At 61.9% G+C, this 16,601-nt stretch carries 14 protein-coding genes; 4 read left to right on the top strand and 10 right to left on the bottom strand.

Annotation, left to right across the window (positions count from 1 at the left end):
- Positions 1-37: 37 nt before the first annotated feature.
- The 7 genes from ACQKP1_RS03630 to ACQKP1_RS03600 form a co-directional block, all read right to left on the bottom strand.
- Positions 38-844 carry an inositol monophosphatase family protein gene (locus tag ACQKP1_RS03630; RefSeq protein WP_427274224.1) on the bottom strand — a complete coding sequence of 269 codons (807 nt, stop codon included), beginning with the start codon at positions 842-844 and terminating at the stop codon, positions 38-40.
- The gene (locus ACQKP1_RS03625; protein WP_427274223.1) at positions 844-1,692 is read right to left on the bottom strand and encodes a glycerophosphodiester phosphodiesterase; all 849 of its coding nucleotides are present in this window, start codon (positions 1,690-1,692) and stop codon (positions 844-846) included. The genes ACQKP1_RS03630 and ACQKP1_RS03625 overlap by 1 nt, the downstream gene beginning before the upstream one ends.
- Entirely contained in the window at positions 1,682-2,728 is a 1,047-nt protein-coding gene (locus ACQKP1_RS03620; RefSeq protein ID WP_427274222.1) for an ABC transporter ATP-binding protein, read from the bottom strand. The genes ACQKP1_RS03625 and ACQKP1_RS03620 overlap by 11 nt, the downstream gene beginning before the upstream one ends.
- Positions 2,729-2,753: 25 nt before the next feature.
- The gene (locus tag ACQKP1_RS03615; protein ID WP_427274221.1) at positions 2,754-3,578 is read right to left on the bottom strand and encodes an ABC transporter permease; all 825 of its coding nucleotides are present in this window, start codon (positions 3,576-3,578) and stop codon (positions 2,754-2,756) included.
- 5 nt (positions 3,579-3,583) lie between these two features.
- Positions 3,584-4,435, bottom strand: a complete 852-nt coding sequence (locus tag ACQKP1_RS03610; protein ID WP_203012877.1) for an ABC transporter permease — start codon at positions 4,433-4,435, stop codon at positions 3,584-3,586.
- Positions 4,436-4,458: 23 nt separating this feature from the next.
- Positions 4,459-5,610 (bottom strand): extracellular solute-binding protein, encoded by a 1,152-nt coding sequence (locus ACQKP1_RS03605; RefSeq protein WP_427274220.1) that lies wholly within the window; start codon positions 5,608-5,610, stop codon positions 4,459-4,461.
- Positions 5,611-5,873: 263 nt separating this feature from the next.
- Positions 5,874-6,905, bottom strand: coding sequence for a substrate-binding domain-containing protein (locus tag ACQKP1_RS03600; RefSeq protein ID WP_427274219.1), 1,032 nt, complete (start codon positions 6,903-6,905; stop codon positions 5,874-5,876).
- Positions 6,906-7,229: 324 nt separating this feature from the next.
- Here ACQKP1_RS03600 and ACQKP1_RS03595 point away from each other — a divergent pair, with 324 nt between their 5' ends.
- Entirely contained in the window at positions 7,230-8,537 is a 1,308-nt protein-coding gene (locus ACQKP1_RS03595) for a hypothetical protein (RefSeq protein ID WP_427274218.1), read from the top strand.
- Between the two features lie 62 nt (positions 8,538-8,599).
- A complete protein-coding gene (locus tag ACQKP1_RS03590) occupies positions 8,600-9,331 on the top strand; it encodes a hypothetical protein (RefSeq protein WP_427276390.1) in 732 nt (243 codons plus the stop codon).
- A 66-nt stretch (positions 9,332-9,397) separates the two neighbouring features.
- On the opposite strand, the gene ACQKP1_RS03585 is transcribed toward ACQKP1_RS03590, so the two are convergent.
- A complete protein-coding gene (locus tag ACQKP1_RS03585) occupies positions 9,398-10,717 on the bottom strand; it encodes an ABC1 kinase family protein (RefSeq protein ID WP_427274217.1) in 1,320 nt (439 codons plus the stop codon).
- A 29-nt stretch (positions 10,718-10,746) separates the two neighbouring features.
- Positions 10,747-11,931, bottom strand: a complete 1,185-nt coding sequence (locus tag ACQKP1_RS03580) for an FAD-binding domain-containing protein (protein ID WP_427274216.1) — start codon at positions 11,929-11,931, stop codon at positions 10,747-10,749.
- 256 nt (positions 11,932-12,187) lie between these two features.
- Between ACQKP1_RS03580 and ACQKP1_RS03575 the strand changes: the two genes are divergently transcribed.
- Entirely contained in the window at positions 12,188-13,087 is a 900-nt protein-coding gene (locus ACQKP1_RS03575; RefSeq protein WP_427274215.1) for a helix-turn-helix transcriptional regulator, read from the top strand.
- A 47-nt stretch (positions 13,088-13,134) separates the two neighbouring features.
- Here ACQKP1_RS03575 and ACQKP1_RS03570 read toward each other — a convergent pair whose 3' ends face one another.
- Complete coding sequence (locus tag ACQKP1_RS03570; protein WP_427274214.1) at positions 13,135-15,285, bottom strand: TonB-dependent siderophore receptor; 2,151 nt, start codon at positions 15,283-15,285, stop codon at positions 13,135-13,137.
- A gap of 316 nt (positions 15,286-15,601) precedes the next feature.
- On the opposite strand from ACQKP1_RS03570, the gene ACQKP1_RS03565 reads away from it, so the two are divergent.
- A complete protein-coding gene (locus ACQKP1_RS03565; RefSeq protein ID WP_427274213.1) occupies positions 15,602-16,597 on the top strand; it encodes an iron-siderophore ABC transporter substrate-binding protein in 996 nt (331 codons plus the stop codon).
- The last annotated feature ends 4 nt before the right edge of the window (positions 16,598-16,601 follow it).

Below are 16,601 nucleotides of genomic sequence, written 5' to 3'. Positions count from 1 at the left end.
GCCCCGCTTCGATGGTTGCTTGACAGGATCCGAAACCTCAGTCCGCCCGTTCGACGCTGGACAGGTGGCTCAAGAGAAACCGGTGCGTGCCGGGATTGGCGACGATCAGCAAACCGGATTTCTCGAAATACTCCGGCCCCCGCCCCCACCAGTCGGTCACGACCCCCCCGGCTTCTTCCACCAGGAGAATGCCGGCCGCGGTATCGACGAAACCGGTCTGCTCGAAGTAGCCGGTGAAGCGACCGCAAGCGACATAGGCGCAACAATTGGCGGCACTGCCCTGGACGCGGACAGCGCCGATCGGTGCGCGGATTGCATCCAGCCGCGCATAGGCCCCAGGATGCATCGAGAGGTTCGGTGTGGGAAGGCCGGTTCCGACCACCATATGGCTGAAATCGGCGCTGTCGCGCATTTCGAGCCGCTTGCCATTGAGATGAGCACCCTGCCCTTTGAGGGCCGTGAACATCTCGTCGGTCACCGGATTGTAGACAAGACCGCAGATCGTCTCACCGGCCCGCCGCAAGGCAATCGTGATCGTGTAGTCGAGCCCCCAGAGGAAATTGGTGGTTCCGTCGATCGGATCGATGAGAAAGCGGTAGGTGTCATCGACACCCTTGACCGGCGGAAATTCTTCCCCGCTCAGGCTCCAGTCGGGATAGCGCGTCAGCAGGTGATCGCGGATCAGCGTTTCGGACTGCTCATCGGCAATACTGACGAAATCGCCCGGTCCCTTCACGCCGATTTCGAGCGTCTCTCTGCGATGAAAATGCTCTAGCGTCAGCGCGCCGGCGCGCCGCGCGGCCTCGATCATGTCGGCCAGAACGATTGCGGGATCGATCGACATCAAGCGGCTCCTTCGGCCAATGCAAGAAGGAGACCTTCGGGGTCATCCGTGGTGATCTGGTCGACGCACAGGTCGAGGAGACGGCGGACCTTCGCAAGCGTGACAGGCGTGATCGCCCGGATCGTCCAGGCATCGACACGCCGGTTGTCGGCATGGGCTGCGCCGATCAGATCGACGCCCGCTGCATCCGCCGCCAGAATGAGCTCGTAATCGAGATAGATCATCGCCGCTTCCGGTGCTGTCTTCAGGGCGGTCGCTATGAAGCGGGAGAAGTCCTCCCTGGTTTGCAGGTCATCGAGAACCCCGACATAGGTCGGGTCGTATCCGGTTCTGAGCCCCGGCGTGGCGGCAGCCAGAGACGCGACGGCGGCGCTATCGCCACCCGAGAGTATCATCGTATGCGCTACCTTGGAGACGGCCGCCGCGAAATTGGCGATGACGGCCGGCGACAGGCGCGACAGGTCTTCCTTGTAGTCGAGCTGCAATAGGGCATCGGGATGGGCAGGGTTTGCAGCCAGCAGGTTGCAGAGATCCTCGAGCAACATCACCCGGTCAGCGATCGGCTCCCCGTCGTTGCCGCGCAAGAAAAGCTGGCGCAGCGTTTCGGCTGATGTCTCGCAGACGAGGCCGGATCCGGTGGTCCCGTGATCGAGTTCGAGATCATGCAGGATCGCAAAACCCTTGTCGGCATGCACCACGAGATCCACTTCGACACTTGCGCCAAGACGCATGGCTTCGAGAATGCGGGTCGGTGTAAACTCGGCATCGGACGCCTTTCTCCGCGCCCGGTGCCACTTGATGAGGGTCCGCTGGCCCTGATGGTCGATGAAGATCGGATCAGGCTGCATCGGAGGACCGGTAGAGTTTGACGTTGTCGCGGAAGGCGGCAAAGGCGCGGGGGCGCAGATCCACGGCGTGGCCGGAACTGAACGGTTCGGGGCTGCGCACCAGGGATTTGAGCCGCGTGCCATCGGAGAGATGCAGATCGACGAGACCATGGGTTCCGAAATCGGTGACACGGTGGACGACTGCCACGCCATCTTCCGTGCTGACCAGGTCGAGTGCCTCAGGCCTCACCGCCAGAGTGACCGGGCCATCCGAGACGGGCATATCCACAGACAGGTCGGGATGCACGAAACGGCCGTTCTCGACCCTACCTTCGACGAAATTCATCGTGCCGATAAAGCCTGCGACAAACGGCGTTTGCGGATCGCGGTAGATGATCTCCGGCCGATCGGCCTGCTCGGTCCTGCCATTTTGCATGACCACGATCCGGTCCGCCATGGAGAGCGCCTCGTCCTGCCCGTGCGTCACGAACAGCGTCGTGATCTTCAGGCGAAGCTGGATGTCGCGCACCTCCTCGCGCAACCGCTCCCGAAGATGCTGGTCGAGGCTTGCGAAGGGCTCGTCCAGCAGCAGAATCTTCGGCTCGAGAATGAGAGAGCGTGCGAGTGCCACACGCTGCTGCTGGCCGCCTGAGAGCTCGTTGGTCATGCGTCGGTCGTAGCCCTTCAGACCGACCAGCTCGAGCACGCCCTCGACCCTGTCCCGGATCTCGGCAGCCGGACGCTTGCGCAACTTCAGCCCGAAGGCGAGGTTGTTGAAGACATTCATATGCGACCAGAGCGCATGGCTCTGAAAGACCATGCCCGTCGGACGCTGCTCCGGCGGCAGTCGGGTCACGTCCTGATCGTCGATCGCGATGGTGCCCGATGACGGCTGTTCGAAGCCGCCCACCATGCGCAGCAAGGTCGACTTGCCGGAGCCGGAAGGGCCGAGCAGGCAAACCAGCTCGCCATCCGCAACATCGAGCGAGACGCTGTCGACGGCGGTGGTTCCGGCCCTGAAGACCTTGGAGACCGCCCGTATGCTCAGTTTGGACATCTTGGCATTCCTGTAAGGCTGTTGTTCATCCACCAAAGCCCTTGGCAAAGGCGTTGCCGCCGATCACCCGGCGGGCGAACATCAGGGCGATGAAGGACGGGACCCAGAGCATGACGGACAGGACCGCGCCGAACTGGATGACCATCTGGTTGTTGATGAAGCTGATCATTAGCACGGGCATGGTGCGGATGCCCGGCGCGCCGATCAGCCAGGCGCCTTCCGTCTCGTAGAAGGTGCCGACGAATGTCAGGAGAAGGGCCGCCGCAATTGTCGGCGCAGCCTGGGGCAGCGTGATCGACCAGAAGACACGGAACGGGCCTGCACCCACGTCGCGGGCGGCCTCTTCCATGCGACGGTCAACCGCCTGGAAGGCCGCAACCGGGATCCAGATCATGAACATCAGCGTGTTGACCAGCTGGATAAGTGCCACACCCCAGAAAGTGCCGATCAGGTCGAGCTGCAGAAAGATCGCGGCGATGGCGACGAGGAGACCGAATTTCGGGAAGGCATGGCCTGCGAGAAACGAGAAGAACAACAGGTCTCGGCCTGGAAAGCGCATCCGCGCAAAGGCATAAGCCGCCGGCAGGCAGATAATCGCCGAGGCAAGCGTCACCACGGCCGAGAGCGTCAGGCTCAGCCATAGCGCGTTCCACACGTCCGAACGGTTCAGCGTCTGCTCCCAGAACCGCAGACCGAACTGCTGTGGCAGGACGTTGGGATAGCGCCAGACCTCGGTGAAGGCCCAGACGCCGACGACGAGCAAAGGCAGGACAACGACGATCGAAAGCACGAGCGCGAGCAGGATGCCGGTGCCATCGATCCTGCGCGGTGGGGCAATGGGTAGGTTCATGGGCCTCATCTCCCCTGGTTGCGGGCGACGGAGCGCACGTAGAACAGGCCAAAGACAATGCAGAAGCCGAAGGTGATCACAGCCTGGGTAATGGCGCTAACGGGGTCATTCAGATCCCTAAATGTTCGCTGCATGAAGGGACCCATCATTTCCGGCGAGGCGGGGCCCAGCAGATAGGGCAGCGTGAAGGCGGAGAAGATGCCGAGCACGGCAAATGACAGTGCCACCAGAATGGAATTGGTGATCTGCGGCAGAATGATATGCCGGAGGACGCGAAGCCGGCTTGCGCCGACATCACGCGCAGCCTCGATCGCCATGTTGCTCACCGAGCCGAGACCCGAGAGCAGGATCAGCACCGTCAGCGGAATATTGTCCCAGACCAGGCCGATCACCGGCCCCCATGGCGTGAGATAGGGCGTTCTCAATTTCGGCAGGCCGGCGAAGTTCAGGAGCAGGTCGACCATGCCGTTCGGCCCGAGCACCCGGATCAGGGCATAGGCGAGAATAATCGATGGAACGAACATCGGCAGGATGGCAAGCGCCTGCACATAGGAGGCGATGCCGCCCCGGGCAAAGCGCAGATAAAGCGCGATCGGGAGCGACACGACCAGGAGCAGCAGGGCACAGACCGCCGTGGTCCAGAGCGTCAGGCTGAGATTGTTGAGGCTGTAAGCGTCGGAAAAGAAGAAGATGTAGCTCGACAGGTCGAAGCCCGCCTCACCGTCGGGCGAGGCACGCCACACCGTACGCAGAACGGCACTGATGATTGGCCAGATGACCAACCATCCGACGAGCGAAACCGGCAGGGCGACGAGCAGGAGGCCAACAAGCCCCCTGCCCGACGTCTTGATTGACATGGCAGACGATGTCACGCCTGAACTCACGACTTGCGGTCGATGGTCGGGGCGACGTTACGGTACCAGCCGTCATTGACCGCGACTTCCCAGGCGCCTGCCGGGAAGGTCGGAATGCTGTTCGGGATGATGTCGGCAAACTTCTCGCGCAGATCGGCGGAGACATGTTCCCAGCTGACGCCGGGGAAGCCGCCGAGTTCGGAGAGGATGGCACCCTGGATCTCTTCGGTCAGAATAAAATCGGCCAGCTTCAGGGCTGCGTCGCGGTTCTTGCCGTTGGCAAGCACCACGGCGCGCGAGAAGTTGCCGCAAAGAGCCAGATCCTGAAGCTGCACGATGCCAGTCGTTTCCGGCAGGACACCCTGATCGATCGCCTGGAGAACCTGGTCGGACCAGACCGGGGTCATGGTTACAACGCCCTGGGCGAGCAGCTGGATCGACTGGGTGTTGCCGGAGGAGTAGGCGCCGTTGTCGTAGAGCGACGGGGCGATGTCCTTGAGCAGTTCCCAGGCCTTGCCGAGGGCCTCGTTGCCGAAGGCTTCGGTGTAGTTATCGACCGTGAAGGCCTTGGGGTCGAGGCCGTTTGCCTGATGGATGGCACGACGCACGAAGTTTCCGCCCGAACCACCCTTGTCAGGGCGGTTGTAGACGAACTGGCCGGGATTTGCCTTGATCCAGGCAACGAGCGCATCCCAGGTCTTCGGCGCATCGGCAGCCGACAGCTTGGTGGTGTCGTAGGCGAGCAGCACCTGGCTGCCGCGATATGGAAGCGAGTAGTCGCTGTCGATGGCGAGCGGATTGACCTTCGAATAGTTCGACAGTCCGGCTTCCTTCATGTTGACGTAGAGGCCCGCTTCGATAGCGCCCTTCGGCAGCCGCGGATCGGTATGCTCGAAGTAATCGGCCTGCGGGTCGGTGTTCGTCTGCATCGCCGCGATGGCGCGCTCGGCGATCGACTGGATGCCTGCATTGTCACCGGCATCGACGAGATTGAGCTTCACGCCCTCATGCGCCGCTTCGAAAGCCGGCTTGACCGTATTGGTCCAGAAATCGAGCACATTGGCATCCGAACCGGTATACCAGTCGATCTGGCCTTCGGCTGCAAAGGACAGCTTCGGCAGGATCATCATTCCGGCAACGGTGCCGGCCGTGGAAATCAGGAATGCGCGACGCTTCATCGTCTTCTCCCTTGGCTGCCGCGCCACCCGGCGTCGGCTCACAATCAAACCCCGAGACACCGCGCCATTGACCCCGACGGGCCTGTAGCCTGCATCTCTCTAAATGCTTGCCCGGGCACGCCTGCAGAGGGACCGCCGCCTCGGTTCCTCTACAGGTCTGCACCATGCGCTTGCACATGCGTGCAACACGCTCAATCGGGCATTTCCGTCCTACAGGGGTTAGACGAAGGTTTGATGACACTGGGAGAATGCACACGCGTGCATCAGGTCGATCCAGGATGGGGACGAACAGAGCGGCGCCAGACGGCGACCGGCTCGAAGACGGCCCCGTCCGGCTGAGACGTTCCAGTCGGGTCTTCTGCTTCCGTCAGGAGGGTGACCACATGCTGTGCGATCCGATCGAGCGGCTGCTCGAAGGTTGTCAGCCGATAGGCTTCCCAGGATGCCTGTTCTATATTGTCGAAGCCGATGACGCAGAGATCTTCCGGGATCCTGAGACCGAATTCGAGGCGTGCCCCATCCATGAAGCCGATGGCGAGCAGATCGGTGACGGCAAACACGCCGTCTGGAGGTTCCGACCGGGCATAGACGCGTTTGGCGGCCTCGAAACCGGCGCGATAGCTGGTCGCGTCCGCCTCGACGACGGCCACCGTGATTGCTTCACCATCGGCCGCCTCGAGGAAGCGCTCTTCTCTCTCCACCAGGCTCGGGGTGCGGGCTGCCGAGGTCACGATCCCGAGACGTCGGCACCCGGCCCGTTTCAGCAGGAAAAGCGCCTCTCTTGCTGCCGTTGCATTGTCCAGCCCGACATTGTCGCAGCCTTCCAGACCGTCGTCGCGGTTGATCAGGATGACCTGCTGGCCATTGGCGAGCGCCGTTTTCACCAGTCCCGTCGATGGCGTTCCCGACAGGACCACCGTCGCATCGGCGCGGTAGTGCAAGGTGAGCTTCAAGGCGTGATTGATGCTTGCCTCGTCACTCTCCGTGTTGAGAACCACAGTGATCTTGCCTGCCGCCTGAAGCTTGCGGGTCAAGCGGTCGACCATTGCCGCCCTGACGGGCGTGGTCAGATCCGAGACGATCAGACAGACGATGTTGCTGCGCTCGCGCAGCTGGCGGGCCAGATGATTGACGTGATAGCCAAGTGCCTCGGCTGCTTCGACAACCTTTCGACGTGTTTCCTCCGAAACGCTCGCGCCATCGGTGAAGGTGCGCGACACTGCGGAACGCGACACGCCGGCGCGCTCGGCCACCATCCTGGCACTGACAAAAAGCGGCGAGCCATTCTTACGCATGCAGCAAAACCAAGAGAATGAGGGCTCGTGCCGAGGGACCCGATTGCGGGCCTCACGGTACGCGACAGAGGGCGCATTACGCTTCTAGTGTGACACAAATTCGTGAGGTGGGTGAAGAAGACAGCTCATCCACCACTCCTAAATATGTGCTCATCGCGGCTATACGCATCCGCCAGGCCCGAATTGGTTGCAAATCACACCGATTATGGGTGTCTTTGCATGAACGACAAGGTCCCTGGCCGAACGAAAGGCAGCTCAGTCTCAGCCTTCATTTCGCCCGCTTCTTAAGAGCTTGTTAAGAATTCATTCCTGTCGGAGGTCTCCATGGCGCTTGGCGCATCGCATCGTTTGCAGGATGGCGTCCTTGCCGTCGAAACCATGACCCGCTTTGCGCTCGCCGTTCTGGCCCTTGCGTCCGGTGTCTATACCTATCTGGGGGTACGAAGCCTTCTCGATGGCTCTCCGACCGCAGTCTTCTTTGCCGCCATCATCTATTCGGCCTCGGTCTCGGTGGCGATCTATGCCTTCTGGTCCTACATGGCGCGCTTCTACCCCCATGTGACCGGCGCTGCGGCGCGCGGGGCCCTGATGGGCGTGATGGCGCTCGGCTGCGCCATGATCATCGCCATGTCGAGCTGGCTGAATGCGGCGGCGCTTGCAGGATCAGCCGCACTCGAACAGCATCTCGCCGAAACGGTGCAGGATTACACAGCAGATCTCGATCAGGCGCACCAGAACGCACTTGCCGCCCAAAGCCTGCTGCCGGACATACAGCGGACATCGGAGCGCTTTTCACGGCTTGCCGAGGACGAACGGCAAAATGGCGCGCTCACGGGCACCACGGGTGCCGGCAGTGTCGTCCAGCTTCTGACGCAGATGTCGGCGCAGCTCAATGAGCTGGAAACCGGCATCACCGCCTCGCGGGAACGGGTGACCACCCTCTTCGACCAGGGGCGGGCTCATCTGGTAACCATGCGAACGCTGGTTTCGGCGCCCGGGGCAATCGCTCCCCGCAGCGATGATTTCTCCGCGGAAGTCGTGGCGCTCTCGGGCGTGATCACATCTCTTGAGCAGACCTCCATCGCGCCTTCCGTCAAACGGGCGGCCGATGACCTCTCCCTCGGCTTCATCGCGCCCGTCGCCGATGGTCGGGCAGCCGATCTGGCCGAGCGTCAGGACCAGGTCATGCAGACGATCCGGGCCTCTGTTTCCGCCCAGTCGCAGGTTTTGTCGCAGGCCGCCGACGAAATCCTCGCACGCGAGCCGGTCGCGGAGCGGCGCTTCGTGCCGCTCTCCTCCGCAGAGGCTGTTCTGCGGTATGCAGGCGATTTCATCCCGGCCTGGGCGGGGGCGATTTCCATCGATCTTCTTCCTGCCGTTCTGGTCTTCATCCTGACCGTGGTGCACGGAGCGATCCGGCGACAGGAGGAGCGGATGCCCTTCGCACAGCGCATCACCGCAGCCGAACTGCTGGAGGCGCTCGAGGTGCAGCGGGCGCTCAATCGACAGGGGATCGATGTCGAACAGGCGCTCCACTCCGCAGAAGCGGAAGACGAGCGTGGGCGGATCGACTCCAACATCACCAGCCTCGACATGGCCGCCAAGGCGCCACGCAAGGGACCCCCGGCGTGAAACCAGCTTCGCTAGCCCTGCGCCTCAAGACAGCCATTGTACGTGCCGACGACGGTTTGCTGATGCGCGGCGCCTTCTTCGGACTGCTGGCGGCCGCGGGTGCCTTTCTGTTCACGGATCTCAGGGAGATGAGCCTCGCGCATGCGCCCCTTCCCGGCCATGATCCGATGACCACGGATGCCCCCGTGCTTCCGCCGGCGCTGACGGACGGTGTGCCCCAGGCACCCCCGGTGGACCCTGACAGTTCTCCGGAAGTCCTGCGCCAACCGATGCGGTTCGAATTGTTGACGGGCGGCGTGCTCAAGGCAGAAGGTTCGATCGATCTTGGTGCTGCAGATCGATTTGCCGAGGAGATCGCTGCTCGCGGCGAATATGTTCAAGAGGTGTCGCTGAATTCGCCGGGTGGCTCGGTCAATGATGCTCTCTCCATGTCGAAGCTGATCCGCGAGAAAGGCATCAACACCAAGGTGGCGAGCAAGGCTCTTTGCGCCTCTTCCTGTCCTCTGGTCTTTGCCGGCGGCGTGGCGCGCGAGGCAGAAGAGGATGCCATTCTTGGCGTGCATCAGGTCTTCAATGCCGGGCAAGACCGCCCCTCTCCCGAGCAGGCGATGTCCGGCGCGCAGAGTACCACGGCACGCATTGCCCGCCATCTCGAAGAAATGGGCATCGGCAACGGGCTTTGGATCAACGCGCTCGAAACGCCTCCGGACCGGCTCTACTACCTGACGCCGGAGGAGATGGCGGAGTTCAAGCTGGTCACGACCCCTGTGGCAACCGCGAAGCAGGCAGACTGATCTGCGTCAGTGGGGTGCGCTTCTTTGCAGACAGGTGTGCGACGGCACGCCTCTGTGCAAGACGCGTCAGGCATAGTCCCGAAGCATGGACGAGAGCGGCATACGGACGCGCAGCTTCATACTGAGAAGCGCAAGCCCGGTGATCTTGCGTTGCAGGAACATCTTATCCGGAGCCGGTAGCGCCCAGAGCGCGCGATCGGCAAAAATCGGCACCGCGCGCTCACGAATTTCCACGAGCGGGCCACGGTCGCTGAAATCAACCAGCCTCTCCGGCGCCTTCAGGACATGATCGAGGACGACGCGTGTCATTTCATCCAGCGTCCGTCCGTAGCGCTCCGTCTGTGCACGGGACAGATAGCGCATCTGCATCAGCGCATCGCGCACGGCTTTGGGATCTCCGCCGAGGGTCGCCTGCAGGAGGAGATGGTAGTCTCTGGCGCTTTCCGGTGAGACCGGGCGTACCGCACCGAAATCGAGTAGGGCCACCCGTCCGTCAGAAGGCCTCCAGAGATAGTTGGCGAAGTTCGGATCGGTCTGCATGTGACCGAAGACGAAAAGTTCGCGCAGCGCCAGCTCGGAAATTGCCTGCATGGCCGCATCTCTCTGGGTCTGTGGTGCATGGGCCAGCGTTTCGAGCGGAGCCCCCTCGACGAAATCCATGGGCAGGACCGTCGGCCGCAGGAGCTCCTCCACGGGGGCCGGCACCACGAAGCGTTGATCATTGGCGAGCAGGCTGCCGAAGCGACGCATTTCCTCCGCCTCGCGCAGATAATCTGCCTCTTCCCGCAACTGCCGCTTGGCTTCCGCCAGATGCGGCGCAATGTCGAGCCCTGCCGGTAGAAGACCCGACAGACGCAGGAAGGTCGCGACATTGTCGATGTCGGAATCGATGCTCTGGAGCACACCGGGATACTGGACCTTGACGGCAACAGGACGGCCTGAGGACAGAATACCCCGATGGACCTGCCCGATCGAAGCGGCTGCGATCGGTGTGGTCTCGAACTGGCTGAAATGGCGCCGCCAGTCTGGGCCCCAGGCGCTGGACAGTGAGGCGGAAAGCTGGCTCGGCGGCATGAAATGCGCCGAGGACCGGAGCTGCGCGAAGATCGACTGAAGCTCGGGCGGCAGGAACTCGCCCGGTTCCAGCGAGATCATCTGGCCGAGCTTCATGGCGGCGCCGCGCATGCGCGACAGCTGCTCTGCAGCCTTCAGCGCGTTCGATGGCGTCAACAGCAGGTCTCTTAAGTGCGGACGTTCCCCTTTCGCCAGACGGCTCAAGCCTTCCGCGACCATGCCCGAGGCGACGCCGCCTGCAATCTGGCCAAGGGCTGCGAGCCGGCTGAGACGCCCCTGGGGCACGGGCCTGTATCGATCACGATCACCCATCACTATCCTTCCGAGGATTGGAGCGCATGTCAGCGGTGCCCAGGCTGCAGGAGAGCCGGAATCTTCTCCTTCAGCCCGAAGAAGCCCTTCCGGCAATGCGGCCAGGCCATCCGATCCCAATCGCGGAGATATTCCGTGAAGTCGATGCCGAGCCCCTGTAACTCGGCGCGCACTGGGGCGATGGAGGACGCGACCGGCCCGACGGGCAGGAAAGCGGTTGCGATCTGTTTGCAGCCTGACGACTTGGCTGCCGGGGCCAGTTCGCCCGGGGCGAGAGCCCCGCAGACCTCCGCATCCGGCCACACCTGTGCGGCACGAGCAAGACCATCGGCGAGGGCCGTCTTGTCCCACGGGTTGCGACCTCCCAGAAACGCGATGGCCTTGACCGGCAGCGCACGCATCGCACCGACCTGCTCGACAGACAGATCCTCCGTGGCCAGCAGCAACAGGGTGGCTGCGGATGGATCCGGCGAAGAGGCCAGACGGATGGATGAAGGTGAAGGTGTCTGCACACTGTCGGCGGGAATGCGGGCCGTGCGTGCCAGGCCGACAGGTGAAAAGCGGCCATCGGTCATGGAACGGATGCGCTCGGCATAGGCGAGATAGGCCTTGCCAGCCGTGTGCAGGCCCGCCACCCAACGCCAGGACAGGGTGTTCGATGCCGGGTCGGCGTCGATCAGGCGCTCGAACATCGAGGCGGCGCCGAGTTCCCAGGGCAGGCCGAGCGTGAAGATCCAGATCGACGCAAACTGCATGCGCGCCCAGTTGTGCAGATAGCCCGTCTCATTCAGTTCTCTTGTCCAGGCGTCGAAACAGTCGACGCCGGTCGATCCATCGATCGCCGTGGCATAGCGTCTACGTAGTCCCGACACTGCGTCCAGCTGCTCCAGCGCCCGTTCGACGGCTGCGCCATAATCCTCCCAAACGGTTGGTCGCTGCTCAAGCCAGCCCTTCCAGTAGGTGCGCCAGAATACTTCGCTGACGAATTTTTCGGCCGCCGACAGGCCATGCCGTGCCAGGACCGCGTCGATCACCTCCTCCTCGGAGATCAGCCTTCTGCGCAGCGCAGCGGACAAACGCGATACATGCACATGGTGCCCCTGCCCCTGCTCCTTATTGCGCAAGCGTGCATAGGCAGCTCCCGCATGCGGCAGAAAATCGTCAAGGCGTTGAAGGGCGTCGCTGCGGGTCAGGGGGAAGTCTAAGTCTGCCATTGTCACTCCAGATGCGGTCAATCCGGCTGGCATTGACTGATGCCCACCGAACAACACTACGGCTTCGCGTCGAAGGCGGACCTGCGCTCCTTCGTCACGATCTGAGCCGTGGCACAGAACAGCCACAGTAAAAAGTCGAGATCAAAAATATGATTTATCAACTCATCTTTATTGACCCGGCGCCTGCATCCGGCCAATAGTGCGCCGCGCCATGACGCATGTGCAGGTCACCGAAACCGGGTGAGAGGCCAGTGGTTTGACATATCTCCATTCGATGCAGTCCGAAATCGAGGGCATTCGCGCCCTCATGCCGCCCAGGTGGCGTTCCCTCGACGGCGTCGTCGGCGTCCATTGGGAAGCGGAAGGCCATGCGGGGGCGAACGGCTATTATCTCTCGCCGGATCCGCGGATCGTCTTCTTCTTCAACGATGTCAGCAGCCAGATCCGGGTGGCAGACCGGGCGGAGGAACTGGACCGCGGCGAGCGTGGCCTGGCGCGGGCCATCTATGTGCCGGCGGGCGTGCCCATGTGGACGAAGTTCAGCAGCCGCCACCGCTTTTCCCACCTCGACCTGCATCTGCACCAGGAACGGCTGATGCGCTATCTGACGCCGGCTGTCGGCTCATCGGCGGCGCGCGCCATCATCAAGCAGCCGGTCGAATTGCAGGATCCCGGCCCGCTGGCCAGCCTTGCGACGCTTGTTGTCGACGAGCTTTCGACGGATGGCAGGCATCCCGCCTTTGCCGAGAATCTGGTCGGCAGCATCGTCACCGGACTTCTGGATCTGCGGGTAAGCGAAGGGCGAACGGCGGCGCATGCCGGGCATCTCACCAAGGCGCAACTGAACCGGCTTTCGGGATATTTCGCCAATTGCGGCGGGCGTCGTTTGAGCGTGCGAGAAATGGCCGATGTTGTCGGCCTGTCGGAGAGCTGGTTCGCCACGGTGTTCCGTCAGACCACCGACATGACGCCGCTGCAATGGCAATTGTCACGCCGGATCGACATGGCGCGGCAGATGCTTTCGGAAACGGAGATGAGTATCGCTGAGATCAGTGTTCAGCTCGGCTTTTCCGACCAGGCGCATCTGACCAAAGTGTTCCGCAGCATCACCGGGGACACCCCGGCCGTCTGGCGACGCAAACACCATTCAATCTAGGTGGCACGAGGGCTCGCTACGCTTTGCGCTGCGAGCCCTCGCCGTTTCTACCAGGTCTGGCGGAGGGTCGCGTAGATGGCGCGACCGGGGTTGTAGTAGAGCGCACCGCCATCATTGTTGGCGACATGCTTTTCGTCGAACAGGTTGCTGACGTTCAGCTGAAAGCTCGTGTTCTCCTTGATCGCATAGGTGAAGGAGGCATCGAAGATCACTGCGCCGTCAGATTTGCGGGTGTTCGCGTTGTTGAAATAGTAGGAGCCGACGAAGCGCGCGCCTGCCCCGAAGGTCATGTCGCCGCGATCGCCGTTGCCTTCGAGCGTGTACGTGCCCCAGATTGATGCCATGTGCTCGGGGACCTGGGCGAAACGCTTGCCATCGACCGAACTCGAAGTGGTGCTCGTATCCTCGATCTTCGAGTCGATGTAGCTATATCCCGTAATCAGCCCGAAGCTCGGCGTGACCTCGACCTTTGCTTCAAAATCCAGACCGCGATGGCGTACTTTTTCGACCGTGGTCGCCAGGTAGAACGGCCCCTCGGATGTGGTGATGTTTTCGAGCGTGAGGTCGTAGATCGAGGCGGTGATCAGGCCGGGGAAGGCGTCCGGACGATATTTGACGCCCACCTCGTACTGCGAGCCGTAGAGCGGCTCGTTGCCCGTGCTCGGCGGGGCCACAGACTCGGCATAGCTGACATAGGCCGCCAGTTCCTCGGTGACCTTGTAGCTCAGACCGACGCGCTTGCTGAACTCGCTGTAGTCGCGCGATTTGGACACCCGGGTCGCCAGATCGGTCTCTTCGAGATCGAGCCAGTCGTTGCGCAGGCCGACACTGGCCGTGACGCGGTCCGAGAAGATCAGATCCTGCTGCAGATAGATGGCCCGGGTGCTGCGGTCGTTGCTCTTGCGGGTCGTGAGCGGGATCGCCGACGGCAGTCCTGCATAGACGGGATCTTGCCAATCGATCGATGGCGTGCCAGCGCCCCAGAGATACCCGGACTCGTTGCTGGACTCGATGCTGTTGTAGTCGACACCAGCCAGGGTTCGGCTTTCAACCTGATCGAAATTTGTCTCGTACAGCAGATGGGCATCGACAATGAACTGTTCGCTCGAACTGGAGCCGAGAGAATAGATGCGGTCTGCCCTGGTGTCCGAAAGGTCGGCAGCACCGTTGGCATCATAGATATAGGCAAAGCCGGTGTCGCGGTTGGCATTGCTGTAGCGCGCACTGGAATTGAAGCTCAGGCCGTTGCCGAAATCGTGGTCGAACAGCATCGTGTATGTGTTGCGGTTCGTCGCATCATAGTTGAAATCGGGCTCTCCGAAGAACCGGTCCCGATCGAAATCGGTGTAGAGCGGATGACCGCCACCGCTCGGGGTCACGTTGCGGTCGAGGTGATCGAAGACGAAAGTCAAACTGGTCATGTCGGTGGGACGCCAGGTCAAACCGCCCATGATGAAGTTCTCGTCGTTTTCCGAGAAGTCATACTCGCCGTCGGCCCGCTGGAATTTGCCGGTCAGGCGATAGGACAGGGTGTCATCTTCCGTCAGATTGTCGCCGAAGTCGAAGCCCGTCTCCTTGTGGGCGAAGGATCCGGTCGTGCCATAGACCTCACCGAACCGCTCGCTGCGCGGCGTCTTCGTCACATAATTGATGGCGCCGCCCGGATCGGAAACGCCGAAGCCAGTGGAATTGGCGCCCTTCAGGATCTCGAGCCTCTCAAAGGCATAGGGTTCTTCCTTCACACCCAGCCAGGTTCTGCCGAGGGCCAGACCGTCGCGGTAGGTGTAGGGCGAGAAGCCCCGAATGGTGACGTAATCGAAACGATCGTCCGATCCGTAGAAATCGGTGGTTACGCCGGCGGTGTACTGCACCACCTTCTCGACGCTGTCGGCACCGCGCTGCTCGATTTCCTTGGATGTGACGACGGAAACGGTCGCCGGTGTCGTCAGGATTTCGCCGGGCATCTTGCCGACAGCGCTCGATTGGGTCGCGACGATTGATTTGGAATCCGCGTCGGCCTTGCCGGCCCCTTCGACGGTGATCGTCTGCAGAACGGTCGTGTCCCCTTCGGTATCGGCGTCCTGAGCGACGGCAAATACCGGCACCAGGGCCACGAATGCCGTGCAGCCCAGAAGAATGCTGATGCGATGGCGAAGGGAGACGCGCGTGGCGCCCCGGGCGGAAATGGTTCTGATCATGTTGTTTCCAGAATTTGACGTTCCGACATTCCCACACGATGAACATTGAGGATCATCGTCGGGCGCCGACCGACACCGGATTTAGGTCTGCAGTCTCTTGTGGCCCTATCCCTGAGCCCCGGCCGCTGCAGTCCAAGATCGGATCGGTCTGCACGCCTTTAACTGGATAATTTTCATCCAGTATTGTAGATTTCTCTTTTTTGTAAGATTCCCCGGAAAATCAAGAGCCGATGTCGTCCGCTCGGTCCAAATTGCTTGACCCCATGAATTAAAGCTGAGAGGGGAAGTCAACTTAACCAAGGGATGATTGGGACCCATGCGGATCAGTTTGCATCACCTGGCGCCTCTTGCAGCCATCTTCCTCTCTGTATCCGGCCCGACGGCCTTCGCCGCCGAGGAGGCTCGTTTTCCCCTCGAGATCAGCCATGCGCTCGGGCAGACGACTGTTCCTGGCAAACCGCAGCGGGTGGCCACCGTGGCCTGGGCCAACCACGAAGTCCCGCTTGCGCTCGGCATCGTGCCGGTCGGCATGGCGGCTGCGAATTTCGGTGATGATGATGGCGACGGGCTGCTGCCCTGGGTTTCGGAGCGCCTGAAGACCCTTGGGGCCGACGCGCCTGTCCTGTTCGACGAGGGGGACGGGATCGACTTCGAGGCGGTTGCCGGAACAGCACCGGACGTCATCCTCGCCGCCTATTCGGGCTTAAGCCAATCCGACTACGACACCTTGAGCCAGATCGCCCCCGTCATCGCCTATCCGCAGGCGCCCTGGTCGACGGATTGGCGTGAAACGATCCGCTTTGACAGTGCCGGCATGGGCATGGCGCAGGAAGGCGAAACGCTGATTGCCGATATCGAGCAGAAGATCGCAGCCGAGGTCGCCAAATATCCCGAACTCAAGGGCAAACGGGCGATGTTCGTTACCCATCTCGACGCGACCGACCTCAGCATTGTCAATTTCTACACGACCCAGGACACCCGCGTTCGGTTTTTCGCCGATCTCGGGCTCTCGATGCCGAAAAGCGTGATGCAGGCGTCGACGACCGGCAGCTTCGCCGGTTCGATCAGCGCCGAGAATATCGATCTCTTCGATGACGTCGATATTCTCGTGACCTATGGCGACCAGGCGTTGATCGAGGCCATGAAGGCCAATCCTCTTCTGTCCCACATGCCGGCCGTGAAGCATGACGCCATCGTCACGCTCGGCCGCGATCCCGTCGGCACCGCCGCCAATCCCACGCCGCTATCGATCACCTGGGTGTTGCCCGCCTATGTAGAAAAGCTCGCGGACGCGGCGCGAAAGACGGAATGACATC

Origin of the sequence: Allorhizobium sp. NPDC080224 (assembly GCF_050281005.1) — a bacterium.
GTDB lineage: Bacteria > Pseudomonadota > Alphaproteobacteria > Rhizobiales > Rhizobiaceae > Allorhizobium.
This window is presented reverse-complemented; position numbering and strand designations above follow the sequence as displayed.